The sequence below is a fragment of the Paracerasibacillus soli genome (genome assembly GCF_042432965.1).
GTDB lineage: Bacteria > Bacillota > Bacilli > Bacillales > Amphibacillaceae > Paracerasibacillus > Paracerasibacillus soli.
On the sequence record NZ_JBHLWL010000026.1, the window covers coordinates 19,054 to 42,819 of the forward strand.

26 protein-coding genes, 1 pseudogene and 1 riboswitch are annotated in these 23,766 nt (G+C 35.4%); of the genes and pseudogenes, 20 read left to right on the forward strand and 7 right to left on the reverse strand.

What is annotated here, in order from left to right; translation table 11 throughout:
- Positions 1-22 precede the first annotated feature (22 nt).
- The 9 genes and pseudogenes from sufB to ACFFIS_RS09205 all read left to right on the forward strand — a co-directional run bounded on the left by sufB (position 23) and on the right by ACFFIS_RS09205 (position 9,639).
- Positions 23-1,420, forward strand: a complete 1,398-nt coding sequence (gene sufB / locus ACFFIS_RS09165; protein WP_390187151.1) for a Fe-S cluster assembly protein SufB — start codon at positions 23-25, stop codon at positions 1,418-1,420.
- 314 nt (positions 1,421-1,734) lie between these two features.
- Positions 1,735-1,866: pseudogene (gene cas2 / locus ACFFIS_RS09170) on the forward strand (CRISPR-associated endonuclease Cas2); the annotation flags it as partial.
- A gap of 159 nt (positions 1,867-2,025) precedes the next feature.
- Complete coding sequence (locus ACFFIS_RS09175; protein ID WP_390187153.1) at positions 2,026-3,426, forward strand: bifunctional metallophosphatase/5'-nucleotidase; 1,401 nt, start codon at positions 2,026-2,028, stop codon at positions 3,424-3,426.
- 79 nt (positions 3,427-3,505) lie between these two features.
- Positions 3,506-3,811: a YunC family protein gene (locus ACFFIS_RS09180; protein WP_320379506.1), complete on the forward strand. Its 306-nt coding sequence runs from the start codon at positions 3,506-3,508 to the stop codon at positions 3,809-3,811.
- A 164-nt stretch (positions 3,812-3,975) separates the two neighbouring features.
- A complete protein-coding gene (locus ACFFIS_RS09185; RefSeq protein ID WP_390187154.1) occupies positions 3,976-5,055 on the forward strand; it encodes an HD-GYP domain-containing protein in 1,080 nt (359 codons plus the stop codon).
- Between the two features lie 51 nt (positions 5,056-5,106).
- On the forward strand, positions 5,107-5,883 hold the full coding sequence (gene yunB, locus ACFFIS_RS09190) for a sporulation protein YunB (protein WP_390187155.1): 777 nt from the start codon (positions 5,107-5,109) through the stop codon (positions 5,881-5,883).
- 59 nt (positions 5,884-5,942) lie between these two features.
- Positions 5,943-6,122, forward strand: a riboswitch (Lysine riboswitch).
- A 128-nt stretch (positions 6,123-6,250) separates the two neighbouring features.
- The gene (locus tag ACFFIS_RS09195) at positions 6,251-7,810 is read left to right on the forward strand and encodes a Na+/H+ antiporter NhaC family protein (RefSeq protein ID WP_390187156.1); all 1,560 of its coding nucleotides are present in this window, start codon (positions 6,251-6,253) and stop codon (positions 7,808-7,810) included.
- Between the two features lie 173 nt (positions 7,811-7,983).
- Positions 7,984-9,522, forward strand: coding sequence for a sodium-dependent transporter (locus ACFFIS_RS09200; RefSeq protein ID WP_390187157.1), 1,539 nt, complete (start codon positions 7,984-7,986; stop codon positions 9,520-9,522).
- Complete coding sequence (locus ACFFIS_RS09205; protein ID WP_320379501.1) at positions 9,523-9,639, forward strand: methionine/alanine import family NSS transporter small subunit; 117 nt, start codon at positions 9,523-9,525, stop codon at positions 9,637-9,639.
- Between the two features lie 54 nt (positions 9,640-9,693).
- Here ACFFIS_RS09205 and ACFFIS_RS09210 read toward each other — a convergent pair whose 3' ends face one another.
- A complete protein-coding gene (locus tag ACFFIS_RS09210) occupies positions 9,694-10,671 on the reverse strand; it encodes a M23 family metallopeptidase (protein ID WP_390187158.1) in 978 nt (325 codons plus the stop codon).
- A gap of 232 nt (positions 10,672-10,903) precedes the next feature.
- Positions 10,904-11,458, reverse strand: a complete 555-nt coding sequence (locus tag ACFFIS_RS09215) for a YhcN/YlaJ family sporulation lipoprotein (protein ID WP_320379500.1) — start codon at positions 11,456-11,458, stop codon at positions 10,904-10,906.
- A gap of 288 nt (positions 11,459-11,746) precedes the next feature.
- Between ACFFIS_RS09215 and ACFFIS_RS09220 the strand changes: the two genes are divergently transcribed.
- A complete protein-coding gene (locus ACFFIS_RS09220; RefSeq protein ID WP_320379499.1) occupies positions 11,747-12,028 on the forward strand; it encodes a YutD family protein in 282 nt (93 codons plus the stop codon).
- 159 nt (positions 12,029-12,187) lie between these two features.
- Here ACFFIS_RS09220 and ACFFIS_RS09225 read toward each other — a convergent pair whose 3' ends face one another.
- Positions 12,188-12,469 (reverse strand): hypothetical protein, encoded by a 282-nt coding sequence (locus ACFFIS_RS09225; RefSeq protein ID WP_320379498.1) that lies wholly within the window; start codon positions 12,467-12,469, stop codon positions 12,188-12,190.
- A gap of 66 nt (positions 12,470-12,535) precedes the next feature.
- Positions 12,536-13,981, reverse strand: a complete 1,446-nt coding sequence (locus ACFFIS_RS09230; RefSeq protein ID WP_390187160.1) for an amidase — start codon at positions 13,979-13,981, stop codon at positions 12,536-12,538.
- A gap of 158 nt (positions 13,982-14,139) precedes the next feature.
- Between ACFFIS_RS09230 and ACFFIS_RS09235 the strand changes: the two genes are divergently transcribed.
- Genes ACFFIS_RS09235 through nucF form a run of 3 tightly spaced genes read left to right on the forward strand, consistent with a single transcriptional unit; the run spans position 14,140 to position 16,044 of the window.
- Positions 14,140-14,595 (forward strand): DUF86 domain-containing protein, encoded by a 456-nt coding sequence (locus tag ACFFIS_RS09235; RefSeq protein ID WP_320379495.1) that lies wholly within the window; start codon positions 14,140-14,142, stop codon positions 14,593-14,595.
- Positions 14,592-15,227, forward strand: coding sequence for a helix-turn-helix transcriptional regulator (locus ACFFIS_RS09240; RefSeq protein ID WP_390187163.1), 636 nt, complete (start codon positions 14,592-14,594; stop codon positions 15,225-15,227). Before ACFFIS_RS09235 ends, ACFFIS_RS09240 begins: the two co-directional genes overlap by 4 nt.
- A 37-nt stretch (positions 15,228-15,264) precedes the next feature.
- Positions 15,265-16,044, forward strand: coding sequence for a 5' nucleotidase NucF (nucF, locus tag ACFFIS_RS09245; RefSeq protein WP_390187165.1), 780 nt, complete (start codon positions 15,265-15,267; stop codon positions 16,042-16,044).
- A 90-nt stretch (positions 16,045-16,134) separates the two neighbouring features.
- Here nucF and ACFFIS_RS09250 read toward each other — a convergent pair whose 3' ends face one another.
- Positions 16,135-16,662 (reverse strand): phosphatidylglycerophosphatase A family protein, encoded by a 528-nt coding sequence (locus tag ACFFIS_RS09250; RefSeq protein ID WP_390187166.1) that lies wholly within the window; start codon positions 16,660-16,662, stop codon positions 16,135-16,137.
- 69 nt (positions 16,663-16,731) lie between these two features.
- On the opposite strand from ACFFIS_RS09250, the gene ACFFIS_RS09255 reads away from it, so the two are divergent.
- Entirely contained in the window at positions 16,732-17,718 is a 987-nt protein-coding gene (locus tag ACFFIS_RS09255; RefSeq protein ID WP_390187167.1) for a YutH/CotS family kinase-like spore coat protein, read from the forward strand.
- 18 nt (positions 17,719-17,736) lie between these two features.
- A complete protein-coding gene (locus tag ACFFIS_RS09260) occupies positions 17,737-18,702 on the forward strand; it encodes a 2-hydroxyacid dehydrogenase (protein ID WP_320379491.1) in 966 nt (321 codons plus the stop codon).
- A 302-nt stretch (positions 18,703-19,004) separates the two neighbouring features.
- On the opposite strand, the gene ACFFIS_RS09265 is transcribed toward ACFFIS_RS09260, so the two are convergent.
- Positions 19,005-19,229 carry a NifU family protein gene (locus tag ACFFIS_RS09265; RefSeq protein WP_031334937.1) on the reverse strand — a complete coding sequence of 75 codons (225 nt, stop codon included), beginning with the start codon at positions 19,227-19,229 and terminating at the stop codon, positions 19,005-19,007.
- A 180-nt stretch (positions 19,230-19,409) separates the two neighbouring features.
- Here ACFFIS_RS09265 and ACFFIS_RS09270 point away from each other — a divergent pair, with 180 nt between their 5' ends.
- The 4 genes from ACFFIS_RS09270 to ACFFIS_RS09285 all read left to right on the forward strand — a co-directional run bounded on the left by ACFFIS_RS09270 (position 19,410) and on the right by ACFFIS_RS09285 (position 21,836).
- Complete coding sequence (locus ACFFIS_RS09270) at positions 19,410-19,736, forward strand: YuzD family protein (RefSeq protein WP_320379490.1); 327 nt, start codon at positions 19,410-19,412, stop codon at positions 19,734-19,736.
- 43 nt (positions 19,737-19,779) lie between these two features.
- Positions 19,780-20,637, forward strand: a complete 858-nt coding sequence (dapF, locus tag ACFFIS_RS09275) for a diaminopimelate epimerase (protein WP_320379489.1) — start codon at positions 19,780-19,782, stop codon at positions 20,635-20,637.
- Between the two features lie 83 nt (positions 20,638-20,720).
- The gene (locus ACFFIS_RS09280) at positions 20,721-21,077 is read left to right on the forward strand and encodes a HesB/IscA family protein (protein ID WP_320379488.1); all 357 of its coding nucleotides are present in this window, start codon (positions 20,721-20,723) and stop codon (positions 21,075-21,077) included.
- 57 nt (positions 21,078-21,134) lie between these two features.
- A complete protein-coding gene (locus tag ACFFIS_RS09285; protein WP_320379487.1) occupies positions 21,135-21,836 on the forward strand; it encodes a Crp/Fnr family transcriptional regulator in 702 nt (233 codons plus the stop codon).
- A gap of 120 nt (positions 21,837-21,956) precedes the next feature.
- On the opposite strand, the gene ACFFIS_RS09290 is transcribed toward ACFFIS_RS09285, so the two are convergent.
- Entirely contained in the window at positions 21,957-22,949 is a 993-nt protein-coding gene (locus tag ACFFIS_RS09290) for an NAD(P)/FAD-dependent oxidoreductase (protein WP_320379486.1), read from the reverse strand.
- Positions 22,950-23,293: 344 nt separating this feature from the next.
- Between ACFFIS_RS09290 and ACFFIS_RS09295 the strand changes: the two genes are divergently transcribed.
- Entirely contained in the window at positions 23,294-23,605 is a 312-nt protein-coding gene (locus ACFFIS_RS09295) for a YuiB family protein (RefSeq protein WP_320379485.1), read from the forward strand.
- Positions 23,606-23,766 lie beyond the last annotated feature (161 nt).

A 23,766-nucleotide genomic window follows, 5' to 3' on the forward strand; every position in this document is an offset into this window, starting at 1 on the left:
CCTTAAGGAGGTTGTTTAAACAATGGCAAAAAACATGCCAGAAATCGATGAGTATAAATATGGTTTCCGTGACAAAGACGTTTCTATCTTCCGTACGGAAAGAGGGCTAACACGGAAAGTTGTTGAAGAAATATCACGTATGAAAGAAGAACCACAATGGATGCTTGATTTTCGTTTGAAATCACTAGAGCATTTCTACGAGCGTCCAATGCCACAATGGGGTGGAGATTTATCTGGATTAGATTTTGACGAAATCGTTTATTATGTAAAACCTTCTGAAAGACAAGGTAAAACATGGGATGAAGTTCCAGACGAAATCAAACGTACTTTTGATAAATTAGGTATCCCAGAGGCTGAACAAAAATATCTTGCTGGTGTATCTGCACAATATGAATCAGAAGTTGTGTATCATAGTCTAAAAGAAGACCTAGAAAAAATGGGAATCATCTTCTTGGATACAGATACGGCATTAAAAGAACATGAAGATTTATTCAAACAATATTTTGGTAAAGTAATTCCACCAACTGATAATAAGTTTGCTGCGTTAAACTCGGCTGTATGGTCTGGTGGATCATTTATTTATGTACCACCAGGTGTACAAACAACAACACCATTACAAGCATATTTCCGTATTAATTCGGAAAATATGGGACAGTTTGAACGTACGTTAATTATTGTAGATGAAGGTGCATCAGTACACTATGTAGAAGGTTGTACAGCTCCTGTTTATACTACGAACTCATTGCATAGTGCAGTTGTTGAAATCTTTATTAAGAAAGACGCATACTGCCGTTACACTACGATTCAAAACTGGGCGAACAACGTATATAACCTAGTTACGAAACGTGCAACATGTGATGAAAATGCAACTATGGAATGGATTGATGGAAACATTGGTTCAAAACTAACAATGAAATATCCTGCAGTCCTACTAAAAGGTGAAGGTTCAAGAGGATATACATTATCAATTGCACTTGCTGGAAGAGGTCAGGTACAAGATGCTGGAGCTAAAATGCATCACCTAGCACCAAATACATCTTCTTCTATCGTGTCTAAATCGATTTCAAAACAAGGTGGAAAAGTAAACTATCGTGGACTTGTACACTTTGGACGTAAAGCAGATGGTGCAAAATCTACAATTGAATGTGATACGTTATTAATGGATAGTGAGTCAATTTCTGATACGATTCCATATAATGAAGTATACAACGATAATATTTCACTAGAGCATGAAGCAAAAGTTTCAAAAGTATCCGAAGAACAACTATTCTATCTCATGAGTAGAGGTTTAGGAGAACAAGAAGCTACAGAAATGATTGTAATGGGCTTTATCGAGCCGTTTACAAAAGAACTACCAATGGAATATGCCGTTGAAATGAACCGTCTAATTAAGTTCGAAATGGAAGGTTCAATCGGTTAATATAAACATTTAAAAAAACTCGTCATAATATGTGACGAGTTTTTTTGCTTTAATTATTTCTTGAACTATTGAATCATTATACCGGGAAATGATTGATATATATGATATTTGTTCAGAAGATAATATTTAAATATGAAAGATACAAGATATAGTATGAAAAAGATGAAGGAGTGAAGATATTTTGGAGCTGATTGCTAGACATTTCTTAATTTGAAAAAAATTATTGGTTTTATAAGGGGGCAAATAAGGAAGTGAAGGTAGAAACTTTTAGACCGATATATATCCACCATTTTTATGGAAGTAGGTGAAACAGTATGTTAGTCTTAATTACATATGATGTAAACACTTCTACTGTGGGCGGAAAGAAAAGACTTCGAAAGTAGCAAAAAATGTAGGAACATTGGTGTGAGGGTTCAAAATTCTGTTTTGAATGTGTAGTAAGAAGCATATATTATGGAATGTTATGGAGTTTTTTAATTGAAAAGAAGCTGTTTTTGGCTCTTTTCGCTGTCGCACTCTCATGGTGCGTGGATTGAAATTTTTTCTTGGCTACCGGACCTAGAAAGGATTGATTAAGATGGTGATTAGTTAAGGTGGTATCCGATATGATTGAAAAGTTTTCATTTTATTATACAAATGATTTACATAGCCAGTTTTCAAACTGGTCGCAAGTTGCAACGTTTATGAAACAAAAGAAACATTTCCATGCAAAGAAAAAGGAATCTTGTTGGCTTTTTGATATTGGTGATCATGTTGACCGTGTTCATCCCATTGCGGAGGCATTTATGGGGCGGGCAAACGTACAACTTTTGAATGATGTAGATTATGATGTTGTGACAATAGGAAATAATGAAGGAATAACATTGTCACATAAAGATTTATTCCACTTGTATGATGATGCTGCCTTCAACGTTGTATGTACGAATTTATATAATGAGAAGGGAGAAGCGAATCCAAGTTGGTGTAAAAGAAGGCAAATTTTATTATCCAAACACGGTGTAAAAGTCGGTGTTCTTGGATTAACAGCTCCCTTTAATGATTATTATGAGTTATTAGGTTGGCACATATCACCTCCGTTAGAAGAACTTGCTAATATTATAAAAGAGTTACAAGAGCAAGTAGATGTGATTGTTTTACTATCTCACCTTGGATTAAGTGTGGATCAACTTATTGCTAGGGAATTCCCCGAAGTAGATGTAATTATTGGTGGTCATACACACCATCTGTTGCGACAAGGGGAATACATCGGAAACACATTATTGACAGCAGCTGGCAAGCTCTGTGAATTTGTTGGCGAAGTTCATTTAGAATGGGATCATGAACAACAGAAACTGATGAAAAAAGAAGCATTTACGACAAATATAACCCATTTAGAACATGATGCTGGTACGGAACAGACTTTAAATCAATTATATATAGAAGCTGAAAAAAGATTAGGTAAGGTCATTACTCATATAGAAAGACCATTAAGTGTAAATTGGTTTGAAAATACCTTTATTATACAAGAATTAACAAATACATTAATAACTTGGACAAAAGCCGATTGTGCCATGCTTAATGCAGGTTTATTATTAGATTCGTTGCCAAAGGGTGCGATTACATACGGTGATATTCACCGCATATGTCCCCATCCGATTAACCCGTGCGTCGTTTCACTTACGGGGCGTGAACTTATGGAGGTTATTCGTGTATCATTAACGCAATCGTTTATGGAAATAAGGTTAAAAGGATTTGGATTTCGAGGTGAAGTGATTGGTAAAATGGTTTTTGCTGGAATGGAAATAATATTAGGCACACACGAAGCAGATGAGGTACACATAAAGGCTGTAAACATTCAAGGTGTACCTCTCAGACATAATAGAAATTATACCGTTGCAACAGCAGATATGTTTACCTTTGGTCGTTTATTACCTGACATTGTTAAAGCTAAAGACAAGAAGTATTTTGTACCTGAATTTTTACGAGACTTACTTGTAACAACGGTAATCTCACTACAAAAAGATTAAAAACCTCGGACTCTCCTTATTGCGATGAACACAAAAAGCTTTTTTGCATACTGTGTAAGGAGAAAGGGAGGTATGTATTATGATTACTGTCAATCCTTTAGAAGTAGAGGGGTTAATGTTTACGGCTATACGAGTGGAACTTCCGAAAACAAATTTATTAATCATTTCTAATGAAGTTGGCTATATTATGTGTGCAGCATTAGATGTTGATGTACTTAATGAAAAATTAGCAGATCGAAATGTGATTGCAGGTAGAGCAAGTGGTGTAAGGACGATTGATCAGCTCTTACATGCACCATTAGAAAAAATAACAAATGCTTCTAAAGAGAAGTACGGTTGGGAAGTAGGGATGTCTGGGAAGGAAGCATTATTAAAGATTTCATGATAAAAGGGTCTGACGATTGGGGGTCAGACCCTTTTACTTTTAGAATAAGCAAAAAAAGTCGTCATTTACTTTATTTTCATGTTGATTTTTATAGTAAGTTATATAAAAGTTTGGTATATTTTAAGAAGCATACGCAAAAGATGTCGAATTTTGGAGAGAGAAAAATGAAGTTAGTGAGTACGAATTCTATTGAACCAGGGGCTACTTTAGGACAATCACTATATAATGACAATGGGTTAATATTAATCCATCGCGGTACAAAATTGACACAAAATATGTTAAATCGATTATTGCATATTGGTATAACGTATATTTACATAGAAGATGAATTTACAAAGGATATAGAGACAGAATCTGTTATTTCGGATGAAGTAAGGCAGAAAGCTCTGCAGACAATTGAAAATACATTTACTTCGATTAAAAAAAGTAATGTTTTAAAACAAACTTATATTTCTCAAGAAGAGGAACAGGCCTTAATGGGAGTCATTCAAGATGTGACCGGAGAAATGCGTAAAAATAAACAGTCAATCTCATTATTAACAGATATTCTTATGACAGATGATTATACGTATCAACATTCATTAAATGTAGCTTTTTATGCTTTGGCGATTGGGATGGAAATGAAATTATCCTCACAGGAGTTAATGGATTTGGGAGTAGGTGCTTTGTTACACGATATCGGTAAAGTTTTAATTGACCAACAAGTACTACAAAAGCCAGGCAAATTAACGGATGCTGAATATGAAATGGTTAAGAAGCATACGACATATGGGTATGAATTCATTCGAGATAAATCAAATTTATCATCAGTTATCGCGGAATGTGCACATCAACATCATGAACGATTGGATGGTTCTGGTTACCCACGTGGTTTAAAGGAAGATGAGATTATCAAACATGCAAAGATTATCGCGGTTGCTGATGTATTTGATGCGGTAACAAGTCAACGAACTTATCGAAAGCCCATGCTTCCACATGAAGGCCTAGAATTATTGTACGCGGGCAGTGGAAAGCATTTTGAGATGGAAATGGTATTGGCATTTAAAAATAGTATTTCAGTTTATCCGAATGGAATTACAGTTGAGTTAAGCAATGGATTAAAAGGGATTGTTATCGGACAAAATAAGTCTTTATGTGATCGCCCTGTCGTAAGAATTGAAAGTCATGACAGTTCCCCTTTTGAAATAGATTTGGCAAGTGAATTAAACATTACGGTAATAAACTGTTATTTGGCTGATGTTTAACTTCTAACCCCCATAAAACAAGCATAAACTTTGTTTGAGGGGGTTTTTTTAATGCGGTTATTTTTAATCAAGAGAAGTCGAACACCACCACCTATCCGTACTATTTTGGGAGTGTCCTTTTTTCTCGTTTTAATGATAACGGCTTTTAGTATTTGGTTTATAGATCAAAAGATAAAACCTGTACTGATAGATATAGCTGAGCGAAAAATAGATGAGTTTGCGACAAGGGCGATAAATGCTGCAGTTAAATTTGCAGAAGAATATACTTTCGAAGATATTACAGAAACACAAGTGGATAACAATGGAAATGTAACGGTAGTAGGTTGGAATTCCTCATTGGTAAATAAAATAAATCGTGCTGCTACAGATCGTGTTGAAGAGTTCTTCCATAGTATGAATAGAGGTGAGCCACCGCATTATGAAGATCCTTTAGGTGAACCTTCTGTGTATGGGGATACCGTTGATGAATTAGTAGAAAGAGATCCGACTGTTGTGGAAATACCATTAGGTCAAATTACGGGAAATACAATTTTAGCGAATTTAGGACCGAAAGTACCTGTTAATTTAGAACTAGTTGGTAGTGTAACAACTGATATCATAGACGAACGCGAGGAATTTGGAATTAATAGTGTGTTTATGACCCTGTATGTATTAGTGGAAGCAGATGTACAAATTGTCATACCTTTTTCAACGAAAGTAACGACTGTTTCTACAAAAATATTGATTGATAAACATTTGGTAATGGGGCAAGTACCAGACTTTTATGGTGGTGGCAGTGGTGGACCTAATATCTCTGTCCCTAAAAAGGACTTGCAAAAAGATGAATGATAGTATATTATAATAAATAGTTTAAATATCTAGTAAAACTTAATAAAACCTTATCAGATCGGTGAGGTAGAGGTGCAAGTAATATGAGTCGTTAATTCGAGGGTGACGCTGTTGACAATTAACAAAAGGATTGCTTGCCGAAGCAGAATAAGGGTCATACTTATTCTTGCTGGGATGTCTTTGAATAAGAGGCATACTGTCATACAATGCGTTTTGTTGTATGGAGGACTACAGATCGAAATGGAGGATAACGTATATTTGCGGGGCAATGATAAGTTATTTTCTATCATTGCTTTTTTGTTTGAGTAAATATTCACTCCACCTGTAGCCCAACAAAATTCGAATAAAATATTTGGAGGGAAAGATTTTGGAAGGGACTATTTATTCAATTATACCAGCACTTATTACATTATTACTTGTATTATTAACTAGGAAAGTTCTTTTATCGTTAGGAACAGGGATTGTCATAGGTGCACTATTTGTTAATGATTTTCAAGTTGGGGCTTCAATAAAAGAAATCTGGACTGTATTTTATACTATCTTTTATGAAGATGGAACTGTAAATATTGATAATTTTTATTTATTAACATTTCTAATATTATTAGGTATTATGTCAGCATTTTTACAGGCAATAGGAGGAAGTCGTGCATTTGGAGAATGGATGATAAAACGTGTAAAAACACGTGTTGGAGCACAAGTCATGACGGCTTTTATAGGGGTAGTTATTTTTATAGATGATTATTTTAATAGTTTAGCTGTTGGTCAAATTGCTCGTCCATTAACAGACCGACAAAAAATATCTCGGGCTAAACTAGCCTATTATATTGACTCAACATCAGCGCCGGTTACAGTATTATCACCTATTTCGAGTTGGGGTGCGTATATTATCGGTATATTAGGTAGTCTATTTGCGACGTATCAAATTACAGATATGAAACCAATTGAAGCATTTTTAAAGATTATACCTTATAATTTTTATGCAATACTTGCTTTATTACTCGTCTTTATCGTTGCTATTTTTAAATTTGATATTGGCCCAATGCGTAAACATGAAGATTTAGCCGTCAAAACTGGTAATCTATTGGGCGGAAGTAATAAGAAGGTAACAGGTGATTTAACGAATTCATTGGATGCCCATCCAAATGGCAAAATTTCGTTTTTATTTATTCCAATAATCGTGTTAATCGTAGTGACGATTTCAATGATGTTGTTTACAGGTGCAAAAAATGCCCAATCCGAAGGTATAAGCGGCATATTCAATACAATTGCTAATATGGATGTAAATATATCTCTGTTCGTAGGAGGTATATTAGCAGTATTATCTGTAATTTTCTATTATATTCGTTTAAATAAACCAAAAGAAAGTTTTGCTCATATTGTAATTGAAGGAACAAAAACGATGTTACCAGCTATCTACATCTTAATTTTGGCATGGATGATTGGTTCAATTATTGGAACATTAAAGACAGGAGAGTATCTAGCACATCTTGTTACGGAATGGAATGTCGAATATGCGTTTATTCCATTTATCCTATTTATCATTTGCGGTGTGATGTCCTTGGCAACAGGCACTTCCTGGGGGACGTTTGGTATTATGCTACCGATTGCAATTGAAATAGCATTAGTAACAGACTATAGCTTGCTCATTCCATCATTAGCTGCGGTTTTATCTGGTTCGGTTTTTGGGGATCATTGTACGCCAATATCAGATACTACAATCCTCTCTTCAACAGGAGCAGGAGCGAACCATATTGATCATGTGATGACACAGCTACCGTACGCATTCTTGGCAGCAATTGCTTCTGGAATAGGTTTTCTAATTGTTGGATTCACACATCAATTGTTATTAGGTCTTTTTATATCGATTGCGATTCTTGCTGTCGTGCCATTCATTTATTCGCTGCTACAAAAAAAGAAACTTGCATAATTATACTAGAAACGGGCTCATCTAAAATGGATGGGCTCGTTTTTCTTTTTAAATAGATGATATAATAAAAATCTTTTGACATAGTCTTTAAGTAGCGGTATAATACATGCTAATATATCTGAAAAAAAGGAACATTAACAACATTATGTTCTAAATTACAAAGGAGGAATAAAATGGAAACACGCTCACAATGGGGTACAAGAGCAGGATTTGTTCTAGCAGCAATTGGTTCTGCTGTAGGTTTAGGTAATATTTGGCGGTTCCCTGCGGAGGCATATCAAAATGGAGGTGGAGCATTTTTTATACCGTATTTATTTGCCTTGTTAACTGCAGGAATACCGATACTTATATTGGAATTTACAATGGGTCATAAGTATCGCGGATCAGCACCATTAACTTATAAACGAATTAATCCTAAGTCAGAGTTTATTGGTTGGTGGGCAGTATTTGTAGCATTTGTTATTTCGACATATTATTCAGTTATTATTGCCTGGGCAATATCATATGCAGTATTTTCTTTCAACTTAAGTTGGGGATCGGAAACAGATGCATTTTTAATCGGCGATTATTTAAAACGAACAGTTAATCCGGGTGAGTTCGGAAGTTTAGTGCCGGGTGTACTTATACCTTTAATTATTGTATGGGTCGTAGTTTTGGGGATATTATTTAAAGGAGTGAAGAGGGGGATTGAAATTGCGAATAGAATTATGATTCCAACTTTACTCGTTATGTTTCTCATCATTGTGGTACGAGCTGTTACATTACCTGGAGCCTTAGACGGTCTGGAAGCTTTTTTTAAACCCGATTTCAGTCAAATTTTTAGTGGTCAAGTATGGGTTGCAGCTTATGGGCAAATCTTTTTCAGTTTATCTATTGCATTTGCAATTATGATTACTTATTCGAGTTATTTACCAAAAAAGTCTGATATTACAAACAACGCCTTTATTACAGGGTTTGCAAATTCAAGTTTTGAATTATTAGCGGGTATTGGTGTGTTTGCAATATTAGGATTTATGGCCTTACAGCAAGGGGTGGGCGTAGATGAAGTTGTGGAAGGTGGAGTTGGTTTAGCATTTATTGTTTTTCCAGCTATCATTAACGAGTTCCCGGCTTTTAATGAGTTATTTGGTTTTCTCTTCTTTGCCTCTTTAGTATTAGCAGGATTGACATCGTTAATGTCTATTAGTGAAACTTATATTGCAGGTTTGGTTGATAAATTTAATATTTCTAGAACAAAAGCAGTTTTATTTGGGGGAGGCTTAGCTGCACTTATTTCTTTAGTTTATGCAACAAAAGGTGGCTTGTTCTTCTTAGATAACGTCGATTACTTTATTAACCAATTTGGTGTTGCAGTTCTTGGTTTAGTTGAGGTCATCCTCATTGTATGGATATTTAGAAAGGCTAAAGAGCTTCGTACGCATGCAAATGCGGTTTCTGATATTAAGCTAGGATCTTGGTGGACAGTATGTCTCGGTATCATTACACCTATTGTTTTAGGATATATGATGTATGATTCACTGAAAACAAACATATTAAGACTACATGACACAGATACAGGAAACTATGAAGGATTACCAGACATGTTCGTATTATATGCCGGTTGGTTTGTTGCAATTGGCGTTGTTGTATTAGGTATTTTGCTTGCTTTAATAAAATGGAAAAAGGATCCTTTAAGTGAAAGTCAAGAAACCAACATGAAGGAGGCAAAATAAATGAGTGCAAGTGCGATAGTAGTTATGATAATCGGAATGGTCGTCATTTGGGGTGGCTTAGCTGCAAGTATTTTATATGCAGTAAAAAAGGCAAAGGAAAAAGCAAAGGCGCATTAAAAATTTACTTAAAAATAGGGTACTTCAACTGTGAAGTACCCTATTATATGATGATTAGCGTTTATCTTTTGCCATACGCTCCCATTTCCTTAAAAAAGGATAGGGATCAAAAGACCATTCGCTATGCCCGTTGTCTTTATACATACCATAATGAAGATGCGGTGGGAACTTACCTGCTGTTCCAGGAGGGCCATATCCCGTTGATCCAACACTACCTATTACATCACCTGGTTTGACAACTTGACCTACTTTTATGCCATCTGCGTAACCATTTAAATGAGCATAATAGTGATAGATGTTATAAATATCCCGAATACCAATTCTCCAACCGCCATATAAATTCCAGCCTTTTAGTTCTACTACACCGTATGTTGTTGATTTAACAGGCGTACCGTAACTTGCAAAAATATCTGTACCTTCATGGATTCTTGCTCCACCAAAACCTCTGCCAGCACCCCATGTACTGCGATACGTATAGTTATGCTGGATCGATACTGGAAAATCCCGGTCTGTTAGGTTAATATCATCAAATGTTTTAAATACTTTAGCGGTGTTTTTAATGGTTTGTACGGTTAAATCTCTTTGATAATAATCCCATAATGCGATTAAAATATCCTCTTCAGTCGGTCCGTACTGTAATAAATATGTTGCCAAAGTATAGAGAACATCTTCTGGATGTGTGGCGTCTGCCTTGTTGTTACCATTTCCATCCTTTCCAAGTCCATTGAAAAGATTAATGATGTTTACGTCTTGTATGTGATTAATATTTCCAATCCCATACCACTTTTCAGCCGGTATTTTAATTGATACTAATGGGTCTTCACTATCTTTATAGTGAATTTGACGTTCATATTGATCAATTGCAGCAATGTAATACCATGGGATTTGTGTTATAGCTTCTGTCTTTTTATAAAGAGCGATTCGTTCTTCATAAATAGATTCGTTTTTATCACTAGCTAATGCCGTGTGAGAAACAATACCAACTAAAAATAGTGAGAAAACAATTGTAAATAATCGTAGTTGTCCAGTCACGTGAATCAGGTAACCCCCTTTCCCGATGCAAAAATTTCCTAGTAAAGAAAAGCTCTATCGCATTGTTGCTATTCAAATTGCATAATTAATGCAAACTCTTCATTAATTAAATTACCTTCTAATAATCCTCATGGATAGGCTGTTAAAAACATTATGTTTTCTGCGCACTACTGATGCGTCCGAATTACAAGGCATGCAAGTATTGATGAAGTAACAGGATATCGCGTTCCACCTATTTATCATGGCCTTGTGGAGATTTCCTCATCTCACTTATCAATCGATCTATTGTTGGTTGATAATCTTGATCTGATGTCGTTGCGTTGTGTAAACTATGCAGGTCCGCGATTAGCGAACTATTGTCTGAAACATAAATTTTAAAATAACCTGGTAGATAGGATGTTGCTGTCTTTTTTGCGATGGAGGCAGCTCTTGTTCTATCCACATCTTCGTTTATTTCATATGCGATTAGAGCGTGCTGCCCAGTTACTAAAGTTGCTACTTCATTATATATATCATTGCGAAGCAGTAATCTCGTTAAATCGTCCGCCACTTGGTCGCGATCAATCGTGATAATATGATCCTCTTCACTTTGTTGTTTTACCTGTTCCCGTTTATAATTTACGTATCCTAATCGTTTGTCGAAATTTTGATCTGTACCCGATTGAGGATTTGTTGATTGTGGATTCAATTCGTTCTCAACATGTTCCCGCTCATTTAACGATTGATTAGTGTTACATCCGACTAAAATTGTGCAAATTGTGATGAGACTAACCATAATTACTCTCACATCCATCTTCCTCCTTATAAAAAGTGTTGTATGTTTAGTTTGTTATAAATTGCAAAATTCATACTGAAAATATATTTGTATTCTTTCTTGTTTATCGCAGGCTAACTGACTATAGGCCTCATCTTAAGAAGGTTATGTTTAATTTCTCGTTGAATTGATTCGGAATTTCATCATGTCCACGGAAACACCAATCATTTAGAAAATAGTTTAAATATAATACTTACTAGTAGACAAACATATAAATATGGTAAACTAAAGACAGTTAAGGTGTGTAAGGTGGGGTGAACGATGATTGAATTGTTTGGGCATCAATATGAAGTGATGGAGAATATAAAAGATGGCTTTCATAAAGAGGCAGTACAAGAGAGATTTGCTGAAATATTAAAGAAATATGATTATGTCGTTGGGGACTGGGGATATGAGCAATTACGCTTAAAAGGGTTTTATAACGATGAGCATCCAAAAGCTACATACGATACGAAATTTAGCGCATTAGATGATTATTTATATGAATACTGCAATTTTGGTTGCGCATATTTTATTTTGAAAAAAGTCGTCCGTAAGAAATGAAAGATGTTTTCATCAATCAAGAGGCTGGGACACCAAGGGCAAATTCCCTCGTTAAACATACTAAATGTAGTAGTTGGGGGGGCTAATACTTTGGATGATCCCAGCCTTTTTTATGAGAATTAGATGACTTCATACTCCTTAACATAAGCTATATTTGTGCTATTCTTCTTGTGGGTGCACGTCGCCTGGCTCATCATGGATTGGATGGGATCCGGGAGCCTGACGTGGTAAATCTTCATGTAACTCTCGATAGGCATACGTGAAGGCACTTGTTCTACGTTGTCCTTCTTTCCAAGGAGTAGATTTACTACTTGTAATTGGCTTCTCATGATTAATTGCCTGACCAAAGGAACCTTCAGGAAATTCTTCAGGAATTAAATTCTGCCGCATATGATGCACATTTGAAAAGTCGGAGTATTTTTCTTTATCCTTTTTACCCATGCGTTGATCACATCCTTTAAATTATAGCGTGTTCAACACGTAGTGGATGTATGATAGCAAATTTTGCTAATGTGAAACCGTACATATTTGATAACGATATAATGATTTTTCAATTTTCTTTCCAATATCAAATAGTGCTTGTTCATTGCCAACTCTACTCATTAGTTGAATACCAATAGGCATGCCATTCTCATCTGAACCAACAGGAAGTGTTAAGGATGGAAGTCCCCAAACATTTGCATATGCAACAAAAGGCATATATTGTTTAAATGTTTTCTTTATGGAAAAAATCTCTTCATACACCTTACCGTGTAAGGGAGCACTTGAATGGTATACGGGAAAGACAAGTATGCGCCTTGCTAAATATGCATCTATGTATTCATCCCCATTTTTTAAATACGCGGTGATGTCATGTATGCGTTTTGAACTAGGAGAAAAAAGTTTCGCTCCGATTAATGCCCATAACAAGTAAGCGTGTGTTTGTGAATTTTGGTACAGTTTTTCCTTTGTAAATTCTTTTAATAACGTTGTAGTTTTATCATGAGACAACGCCATTCTTTGAATAGTATTTACATCAATGGACATTATTTCCTGCCAAATTTCTGCTGTTTCATCCATAAACGGTGGTATATTATCTTTTACTGTAAAAGATGTTGCTAGCATATTTTTAACTTGGTAAAGCATCTTTTTTGTTACGTTATGAAGTGGTAATGGGATATCGTTAGGTAAAAATTCAAACGTATAGGAAGTTAATGATTGTTGCTTCGGTACTTTTTGCGCAATTAGCTTGTAGATAAGTTCTATATCACGTACAGATTTACCAATTGGTCCAATGCCTAGCATCCGCTCTTGTAAAGGAACGGTTGTTGGTGGAAAGTGCCCCTGATGAGAGACTTGAAATTTCCCCGGTTTAAACCCAACTACACCATTAAAATGAGAGGGGAAGCGGATGGAACCACCGATATCTGATCCAAGTCCAACTGCGGCCCCACCAACACTGAGTAATGCCCCTTCTCCGCCACTTGATCCACCCGCTGTTCGATTCACGTCATATGGATTGTTTGTCCGTCCATATAGTTTATTATTTGTTTCTTGGCAAAAGCATAAAGCGGGTGTATTTGTTTTGCCAAGAATGATGGCACCAGCTTTTTTTAACAACTTGACGACATCTGCATCTGTGTTTTGAATTAAATCTTTACGGTTTACAAGACCACCGGTTGTTTTCATGCCTTTTACATGAAAGGATTCTTTTATACTAATTGGCACGCCATATAATGGAGTATCTTCGGTTATAGCACGTTCTTCATCTTTATCTTTCGCCTCTTGTAAAGCAAGTTCAAAGCGCTCCTCTACCAAAGCGTGGATGTGTGGATTAACTTTTTGAATATGCTCGATATATGCTGTAGTTGCAGCGACACTTGTAAGGTTGTTTGCACGAATTTCTTTTGCAATCCTTGTTGCGTCCATTTCAATGATATCATTTATTTGAAAAGGAAGATTTGCAACTTTCATTCTCATACCTCCGTCTTATAATTCTGAAATTAGATACATTAAGCATAGCATGAAAATTTGGTTCATACTATTGTAAACTTAATTATCTAGGACTGGTTCAATCATTTTGTAGATTGTGGTATCATAAATAATAGTAATACAATGTGGGGGTACATAAAATGTATTTTGTAGATCAAGAAAAAATTCAAGAAAAACTAGCATATATAAATTGGTTATTAGAACAACTTGAAAAATGCCATGCAGGCTCCTCAATTGAGAATTTAGCATTGGAACGTATCATACACTTGCTTATTGAAGCAATTCTGGATACAGGGAATATGATGATTGATGGCTTTATTATGCGTGACCCGGGTAGTTATGAGGATATTATTGAAATTTTAGTAGATGAACGTGTTTTAAAAGAAGATGAAAAAGAAGCATATCAAGCAATCATTCGATTAAGGAAAACAGTTGTAACAGATTATTTGAATATCGATCATATCGCTCTAAAGCAAACCGTTGATCATCATATCGCGACATTAAAACAGTTTGCTAGTCGAATACGTGCATACTTAGAAAATGAATTAAAAGTTGCACATGCATTTTCAAAAATATTGAAGGATGATGTCATGTGAAAAAGCTAACATCAACGAAGGAAAAGTTGTTAGTCATTTTAAAAAAGGGCAATAAAATGACGATAGAAGATATCATGATTCATTTTTCTGTTTCTGAGATTGCAGTGCGAAAACATTTAAACGAATTAGTTCGCGAGGGATTTATAAAAAAGCGTACGGTAAAGCAAAAAATAGGTCGCCCTTTTTATGAATATGAACTAACGAAAAAGGCTCATCAAACTTTTCCCAATCAATATGAACAATTACCGGTAGAGTTATTGGAAGATCTTGAGCAATTGAAAGGACGGCAACTCGTGCTTGATTTACTAGAAAAAAGAATGGAAAGAGAAAAAGAACAAGTTTTTTCTAGTGTAAAAGAAGCCGATTTTGTGGAACAGATAGAACGTTTAGTAGAAGTTCAAGGTGAACGTGGTTACATGATGGAAGTGGAAGAGACGGAAACGGGTGATTTTATCATGAGAAATTACCACTGTCCGATTGCAAATATCTCCAGTAATTATTCACAAGTGTGTCATCATGAAATGAATATTTATAAAGGATTATTTCCCAAAAGCAAGGTGATGATCCACGAATGTATGTCAAAAGGTCACTTTTGTTGTGAATGGATGATAGAAAAACCTGAAAAAGGATGAGATATTCATCCTTTTTTCTATATATGAGGTGAAACAAGTGAAAAAGTATGGTGGGTATTTAATTGATTTAGATGGTACAATGTATCGGGGAAATAAAGTGATAGAAGCGGCACCATTGTTTATAAATGAGTTAGTAAAAAAGGACATTCCATATTTGTTCCTAACAAATAATTCTTCGCGTACTCCAGAGCAAATTGCTACTAGATTAAATGATATGGGGATTCAAACTGAGAGTGGTCATGTGTTTACAACGAGTATGGCTACTGCCTCATATATCAAGCAACAATCGCCAAATGCTACATGTTATGTAATAGGTGAAGAAGGGTTATTTCGTGCACTTCAACAGGAAGAAATCGAAATTGTTCATGACGAACATTGTGATTATGTTGTCATTGGTATTGATCGGGAGATAACATATGAAAAACTAGCAATCGCTTGTTTGGCAGTTCGTAACGGTGCAACACTTATTTCAACCAATAGTGATGCAGCGATTCCAACAGAAAGAGGGCTATTACCTGGTAATGGATCTATGACAGCGGTTATCTCAGTTAGTACTGGAAAAGAACCGATATATATCGGTAAACCTGAAAGTATTATCGTGCAAGAAGCTTTGTCTCGATTAGGCACTTCAGCAGAGGAAACGCTAATAGTTGGAGACAATTATGAAACAGATATAATGGCTGGTATTTACTCTAACGTAGATACATTAATGGTATTTACGGGATTTACTCCATTTCAAGCGTATAAGCATTTACCAATAAAACCGACATATTATGTGCAACAATTAACAGAATGGATACCATATATCAAAGAGTAAATATACTTCGAAATAAAAATAGCGGGTCACCATGAAGAAGGTGTTCCCGCTATTTTATTGCTAATGGAATGATTGGAAAGTACGAATGCATTAGTCATCTAATAAATTTTCAGAACCTGCAGAATGTGCCAAGCGACTTGATGCTGCAGCAGCGATTGCGCCAACAATATCATCTAAAAATGTATGACATTCACCAGTGGATTTATCATTTAATTTTGCTAAAATACCGGGCTTTTGTTTATCGATATAACCATAGTTTGTAAACCCAATAGACCCATATACATTCACAATAGAAAAGGCAATAATCTCATCAACACCATATAGCCCTTCATCTGTCTCAATCGTTTTTTGTAAAGGCTCTTCTAATGCTTTTTGTTCTGCTAACTTATCTAATTGGATACCTGTTAAAATGGCATTTTGCACTTCTCGTTTTGATAATACTTTGTCCACGTTATAGAGGCATAAATCTAAAGTTAGACTTTCGTGGTAGCTCGATTGTAAATAATAAACAAGCTCTGCGATATCATTTAAAGTTACTCCACGCTCTTTGAGTAATTGCCTGGCCTTTGTTTCTACTTCACTTTTTTGTTTGTTTGACATAATATCACCTTTTTTCATGTATTTTCTCCTTGATTTGGAGCAAGAACTGTAGACCGCTCTCATAGATTATAAAGAGGAGGAGATCGTATGAGGCAATTTCTAAAAGATTTTTACCATATAGATATTCAAAATGAAGTGACAGTCTATGGAAGGAATGGATTTATGGATCAACAATATCTTTATTTTACCATTCCCACCAATGACAGGGAAGTAATTCATATGGAGCAAGCTGCTTTAGCTTATTACCTCTATGAAAATGGATATGAAAATATTGGAATTCCGATACAAAATCGGTTTAATGAATGGTTCTCACAATTTGAAGGGAAGCAATATCTCGTGATAAAAGGAAAGCCGTTAAAAAATCGGACAGTTCCTTCACATGGACAACAACTTGCACAATTTCATGAAATAGCTTCTTCTTTTCAATATGAGCCACAGGAAATATCGAGTTACGGCCAATGGAAAACGTTATGGACTGATAAATTAACTGCAATTGAATATCGATTACAAGAAAAAGCGAAGCAACAACATAATCACTACTATCAATATTTAATGGATATCTTACCATATGTCATTGGTGTAAGTGAAAATGCTATTCAATATATGCAAGAAAGTGAATCTGAGTTCCGATTTAATAAAAATGATCAAGGTGTCATTAGTTTTAGAAGATACGAGAACCAATTAACTGATGCATTTATGCTGTCTGCTGACTTCGTTTATGATCATGCTGTTCGTGATCTTGCAGAATATATCCGTATGAATTATTTGCTTGAAGAAGCAGATAACTTTCCAATCATTCAAACCTTTTTGAGAGAATATGAACAAGTAAGGCCACTTTCAATATTTAGCTGGCGATTATTATATGCACGATTAGTTTTTCCTATCCATTTTATTGATAGTTTTGAAGCTGGTTTTTATACTGAAGATTATGATAAACTATATCATAGGCTTACAGCAATTTGCAAAGCACAGTCCATTTATGAGCAGCGTTTGGGAACCTTTTTTCATGATATGCATATTGACTTTGAGAAAATGGGTATTCCGCAAATAGACTGGTTAAATAGCACAGTATAAAATGGGGGGATGATACATATGAAGAAGCCAACGATTTATATAACACGGAAACTACCTGAGCATTTATTACAACCTTATACGGATCGGTTCGACTTTCAAATGTGGGAAAAGGAAGAAACGCCTGTGCCAAGAGATGTGTTACTAGCCGAGGCAAAAAAGGCGCAAGGATTAGTTTGTATGTTGTCAGATAAAATAGATCAAGAATTTCTAGCACAAAATCCTCAATTGAAAGTTATTTCTAATCTTGCAGTTGGTTTTGATAATATCGATATTAAAGTGGCACATGAGAAAGGTATTGTCGTGACAAATACTCCTGATGTGTTATCTGAAACTACAGCAGATTTAACATTTGCTTTATTAATGGCGACGGCTAGAAGATTAGTGGAAGCAAATGAAGAAATAAAAGCAAATCGTTGGGGAGATTGGTCACCATATTATATGGCTGGAACTGATATTCATCATAAAAAAATTGGCATCGTTGGTATGGGAAGAATTGGAGAAGCTGTCGCAAGAAGAGCAAAGGGATTTAATATGTCCATCCTTTACCATAATCGCCGACGTAAAGAGCGGGCAGAACAGGAACTAGGTGCGCGATATGCTGATTTTGAAACGCTTATAACTGAAGCAGACTTTATTGTTTCTCTCGTTCCATTATCTGAGGAAACGAAAGCATTATTTGATAAAAATGCATTTGGAAAGATGAAAAAAAGTGCAATCTTCATTAATGCATCTCGTGGTGCGGTTGTAGATGAAGCAGCATTGTATGAAGCATTAAAAGAAGGAGAAATTGAAGCTGCTGGATTAGATGTCTTTCTCCACGAACCAATTGATTCAGCTCATCCATTATCAACCTTAAAAAATGTCGTTTGTTTGCCACACATCGGGTCAGCTAGTAGAGAGACTAGAACAACGATGATCCAACTTTGTTTGGATAATATAGATGGCGTATTTTACGGTGATGGTCCTAAAACAGCTGTAAAATAAATATAAAAAGCAGGCACAAAGAAAGTGTGTCTGCTTTATTCGTATATATGTCGCTTCAATAATAAGTCTAATTTTATGTTGACTAGTTAAAAACAATATATTGTAAATGAACTAGTTGTACGACTTCCACTAATCGAAGTATCAATTTATAAAAACAGTGTCCGTTATATGATGGTTAGGCCATGTGCAGGCATGACGATACAAGGAAGGCTTTAACAATAAAAGCTTCCTTTATAGAAAATTACCTTTCTTTTCGAATCGTCGATTTAGTTACCTATAAGGGCGTTTTTATTTTTTTGTTTTTAGAATACTTGTTCGATTTCCGTTACACCAGGAACCTCTGCCATAAGTGCTCGTTCAATACCCGCTTTTAATGTAATGGTTGAGCTAGGACAGTTACCACACGCTCCCATGAGACGAAGAAGTACAATGCCGTTTTCATCCACATCAACGAGTTCAACATCGCCACCATCTCGGAGTAAAAATGGGCGTAGTTTATTTAATACTTCTTGAACTTGTTCTTGCATATTCGATCTTCTCCTTTCTTCCTTATTCCTTATTATAAATCGAATGTATGAAAAAATCTATATAAAGCGTTTTCCAGAATGGTAAACTTGTTTATCAGTCACTTTTATTTTATCTTTCATCGAACATTTTGTAAAATAGAATATAAGAAACGTATAAAAAATGCGGTGAGGTGGGGAAAAATGAAAAATAATCACGTGTTGATTACGATTTATGGGGCGGAACAAATTTGTGCAAGTTGTGTAGGTGCACCTGGTTCAAAAGATACGTATGAATGGTTACAGGCTGCAATTGGCCGTAAATATGATACAAATCATATTTCCTATCAATATATAGATATAGATAAACCAATGCAAGAGGAAAAGCATATTGAAATCGTTGAGAAGATTCTACAAGATGAGTATTTCTATCCACTTGTTACAGTGAATGGCGAAATTGTTGCAGAAGGAATACCTAAATTGAAAACGGTCTATGAAGCCTTAAATAAACATCATATTGCACCATTATAAGATATATTATCATATTTGAACAACGTAGAATAGAGGATATAAAATGGAAATTCCGTTTACAAAAATGCATGGGCTTGGAAATAATTATATTTATATAGATTTATTTTCTATACAACTTCACGAATCATGGTTTTCACCGATCGCAAAAGCGGTAGCAAATGTGAACACCGGTATTGGGTCAGATGGATTGATTATCATCCACCCTAGTAAAAATGCAAACTTAGGAATGAGAATCTTTAATCGAGATGGCTCAGAGGGACAAAGTTGTGGCAATGGACTTCGTTGTACGGCGAGATATGCTTATGACCATTTCATTGTAGATGATGCAAATTTTACAATTGAAACGAGGGCTGGAATTGTTCAGGCACATATTAAGGAGAATGTAAATGGCATAGGAGATATTACGATTAATATGGGGAAGCCACTTTTGTTACGTAAAGATATACCGATGATAGGTAAAGGTGATGATGTCGTAATTGGTGAAGATTTCACATTGGATGAGGAAAAAGTGAAAATTACAGCCTTGTTTATGGGAAATCCAAATGCCGTTATATTTGTTGACGACTTACAAAATGTACCACTGGCAAAATGGGGGCCACTAATTGAAGGGGATCCTCGTTTTCCAAATCGTGTCAATGTAGAATTTGTCGAAATTGTAAATGAAAGAGAAATAAAAGTTGCTGTATGGGAAAGAGGTTCGGGAGCAACACAAGCTTGTGGAACAGGTGCATGTGCTGCTGTTGTAGCAAGCGTTATGAATGGACATATTGGCAGAAATCAACAAATCGATGTTCATTTACCAGGTGGTAAACTACAAATCTCATGGTCTGGATCAAATGACGTATGGATGACGGGGCCTGCTACGTATATTGCAAAAGGGACTTTTACATTTGATATGTAGTTGTGCAGATAGGTTGAATCAAGTATGTATTTTTCTGTATACTACTCATATCCATTCTTTATAATTACAAAGGAGGACTTGAAATGATATTGACAATTACAGATAATGCGAGCCAACAAATTAAAGAAATGATGGAAGAAGAGCAAAGTAATGTTCGTTTGCGTTTTGGAGTTAAAGGTGGCGGCTGTAGTGGACTATCATATTCATTAGGGTTTGATGACGAATGCAATGAAGAGTTGGACATTGTAGAGGAGATAAACAATATTCCTGTCGTTATTTTTAAGCAGGATATTCCCATCATAGAAGGTACAAAAATAGACTTCAAACAAAATTTAATGGGTGGTGGATTTAGTATTGATAATCCAAACGCAATCATTTCTTGTGGATGCGGATCTTCATTTCGAGCAAAAGATAATGAAGGAACACCTGAAAAATGTTAACGTAATGCTAGAATACTTTGTGTTCTGGCATTTTTCGTATAAGAGAGGTGCTACGTAATGAGTAAATGTGTGCATCATCATGGGGAATTTAAAGAATTATGTGTTCAAAAGGTTCCTATTTTTAATCATTTAGACCGTGAAGAAATGATTCAAGTCGTGAATTTAAGTACACCTTTGCATTATAAAAAGGGAGAACTCATTTTCCAAGATGGTGAATCATTAGATTACTTATATATTATTCATGTCGGAGCGGTAAAAATTTATCGTTTATATTCAAATGGAAAAGAACAACTACTACGGGTATTGCATCCAGGAGACTTTATGGGTGATTTGGCATTATTTACGAAAAAGGAAATAGATAGTTATGCGGAGGCGTTGGAGGATACAGAAATTTGCGCAATCCATCGAAATGATATGCAACAATTAATGCTTTCAAAGCCTATCATTGCAACCAAAATTTTAGAGAAATTAAGTGTTCGTCTCGAAGAAACAGAAAAGTTGGTAGGACAATTAAGTGTCCATGATGCAGAAGCAAGGATTGCCAGTTATTTATTAGATTTAAAAAAGTCAAGTAATAGTTCGGTTGTGTCATTGCCAATGAGTAAGAAAGATCTAGCTTCCTTTTTAGGAACAACACGAGAAACGATAAGTCGCCGGTTATCCCATTTTCAAACACAAGGGTGGATTGAGCAAAAGGGTCATCGTGGAATTACGTTAAAGGATTTATCAGCTTTGCAAAAAATTGCTCAGGAAGAATAGAAAAAAGCTTGGCCATTAGCTGAATAATCATTGTTCTTCCTACACATAACGAAAAAAGCCATATGAAGTCGATTTATAAAACATCGATTTCATATGGCTTATTCATTTCTGGACAATGTCTTATTGTTCAAACATACTTGTTGAATGTCGAGGTTGGATGCGTGCTTTGGGGTCCAAATACTGCATCGCGTTATTTATTGCTGTTGGGCCTTCTCCAAATCCTGTGGCAATTAATTTCACTTTCCCGGGATATGTATTTATATCTCCAACAGCATAAATCCCTGGTAGATTTGTTTCCATCTTAGAGTTGACGACAATACTATTGCGTTCAATTGTTAATCCCCAATCCTTAATTGGTCCAAGGGATGAGATAAAGCCATAATTACAAAGCACATCGTCAACAACTAGTTCGATTGTTTTATCACCACGTACTTCTTCTAAGATTACTTTTTCTATTTGGTCGTTTGCAACAATATCTTTTGGAACAAAAGGTGTTAAAATCTCAACGGAAGATGTTTTAAGTTTCTCCACACTATGTTCGTGTGCACGGAATGCATCTCGGCGATGTACAAGTGTAACTTTTTTCGCAATTGGCTCTAGCATTAAAGCCCAGTCAACAGCTGAATCCCCACCACCAAGAAGGACTACAGATTTATCACGAAATTGTTCCATATCTTTTACGTAATAATGAAGGTTGATTTCTTCAAATTGTTCACTATTTGCTACGTTTAGTCGTCGCGGTTGAAACGCACCATTTCCCGCAGTAATGATAATGGTTCTTGTTAGATGTATATCACCATTGTTAGCTGTTAGCTGAAACGTACCATCTTCTAAACGTTCTACTTGTTCGATCGCTTGGTCAACAACAATCGTTGTATCAAATAAATTTAATTGTTCTTCTAAATTATCAACGAGTTGCTGTGCACGAATCTTTGGGAAACCAGCAACATCATATATATATTTTTCGGGATATAGGGCCGTTAATTGTCCGCCTGTATGAGGGAGACTTTCAATGATTTTTACACTAGCTTGACGCATGCCTCCATAGAAAGCGGTAAATAATCCTGCGGGCCCCGCACCTATTATTGTTATATCGTATATTTTATTGGACAAACAAATTACCCCCATTCTTCAATTGTACGCCAATTTCATAGTATCACAAACGGATTCTATCTGTATAATGATTAAGCTATCTTAACGCAGTATTTACTTGCAGGTGCATGAAAGCATGATGGGATATTGTTGATAATAGCATGGCCTCTACGCTGGAATATCTTATTCGTGTTCAAACTATGGAGGGAAACAAGAAAAAGTAGTGGAAATCAACAAATCATGTGTTTAATCAGACATACATCGATAAAACGGAAGATTTGCGCTGCTTCCCTTTGCTTTTTTTTCCTATTATTATTAAAATGAACGTGATAGATAGAAAATAGCTTATGAAGGGGATTAATTAGGTGATCCAATTAATTGTATCTATATTGTTGTATTTTGTAATGTTTTTTGGAATAGCGTTTATTCTGAATATGCTATTAAGAAAAACATGGCTTATGGCTGGGTTATATCCTTTTGTTATTATTTACATAGTAAATGATGTGAAATTCTTTGATTATTTTAAAGCACCAGGAAGTGCATTATCGCAAACAGTCGAAAAACTAAGTAGTTTAACTGTAGTAGATATAGCAATCTTAACATCGGGTTTGGTAGGTGCAATTGTTTCTGGTGTTGTCATTAAAATTTTACGCAAAAGTGGTTATCAAATGTTTTAGTCGGAAAACTGGTCAAGGAACCAGTTTTTTTCGTTGTTAAAGTTATTATATCGTAGTTGTGCCCGGGACATTACGATTTTAGCTTATGTTCACTTCAATTCAGTAGGAGGAATTTATCATTTTTTTCACTGAAAATGAATAAAAAATACAATGATGGGCAA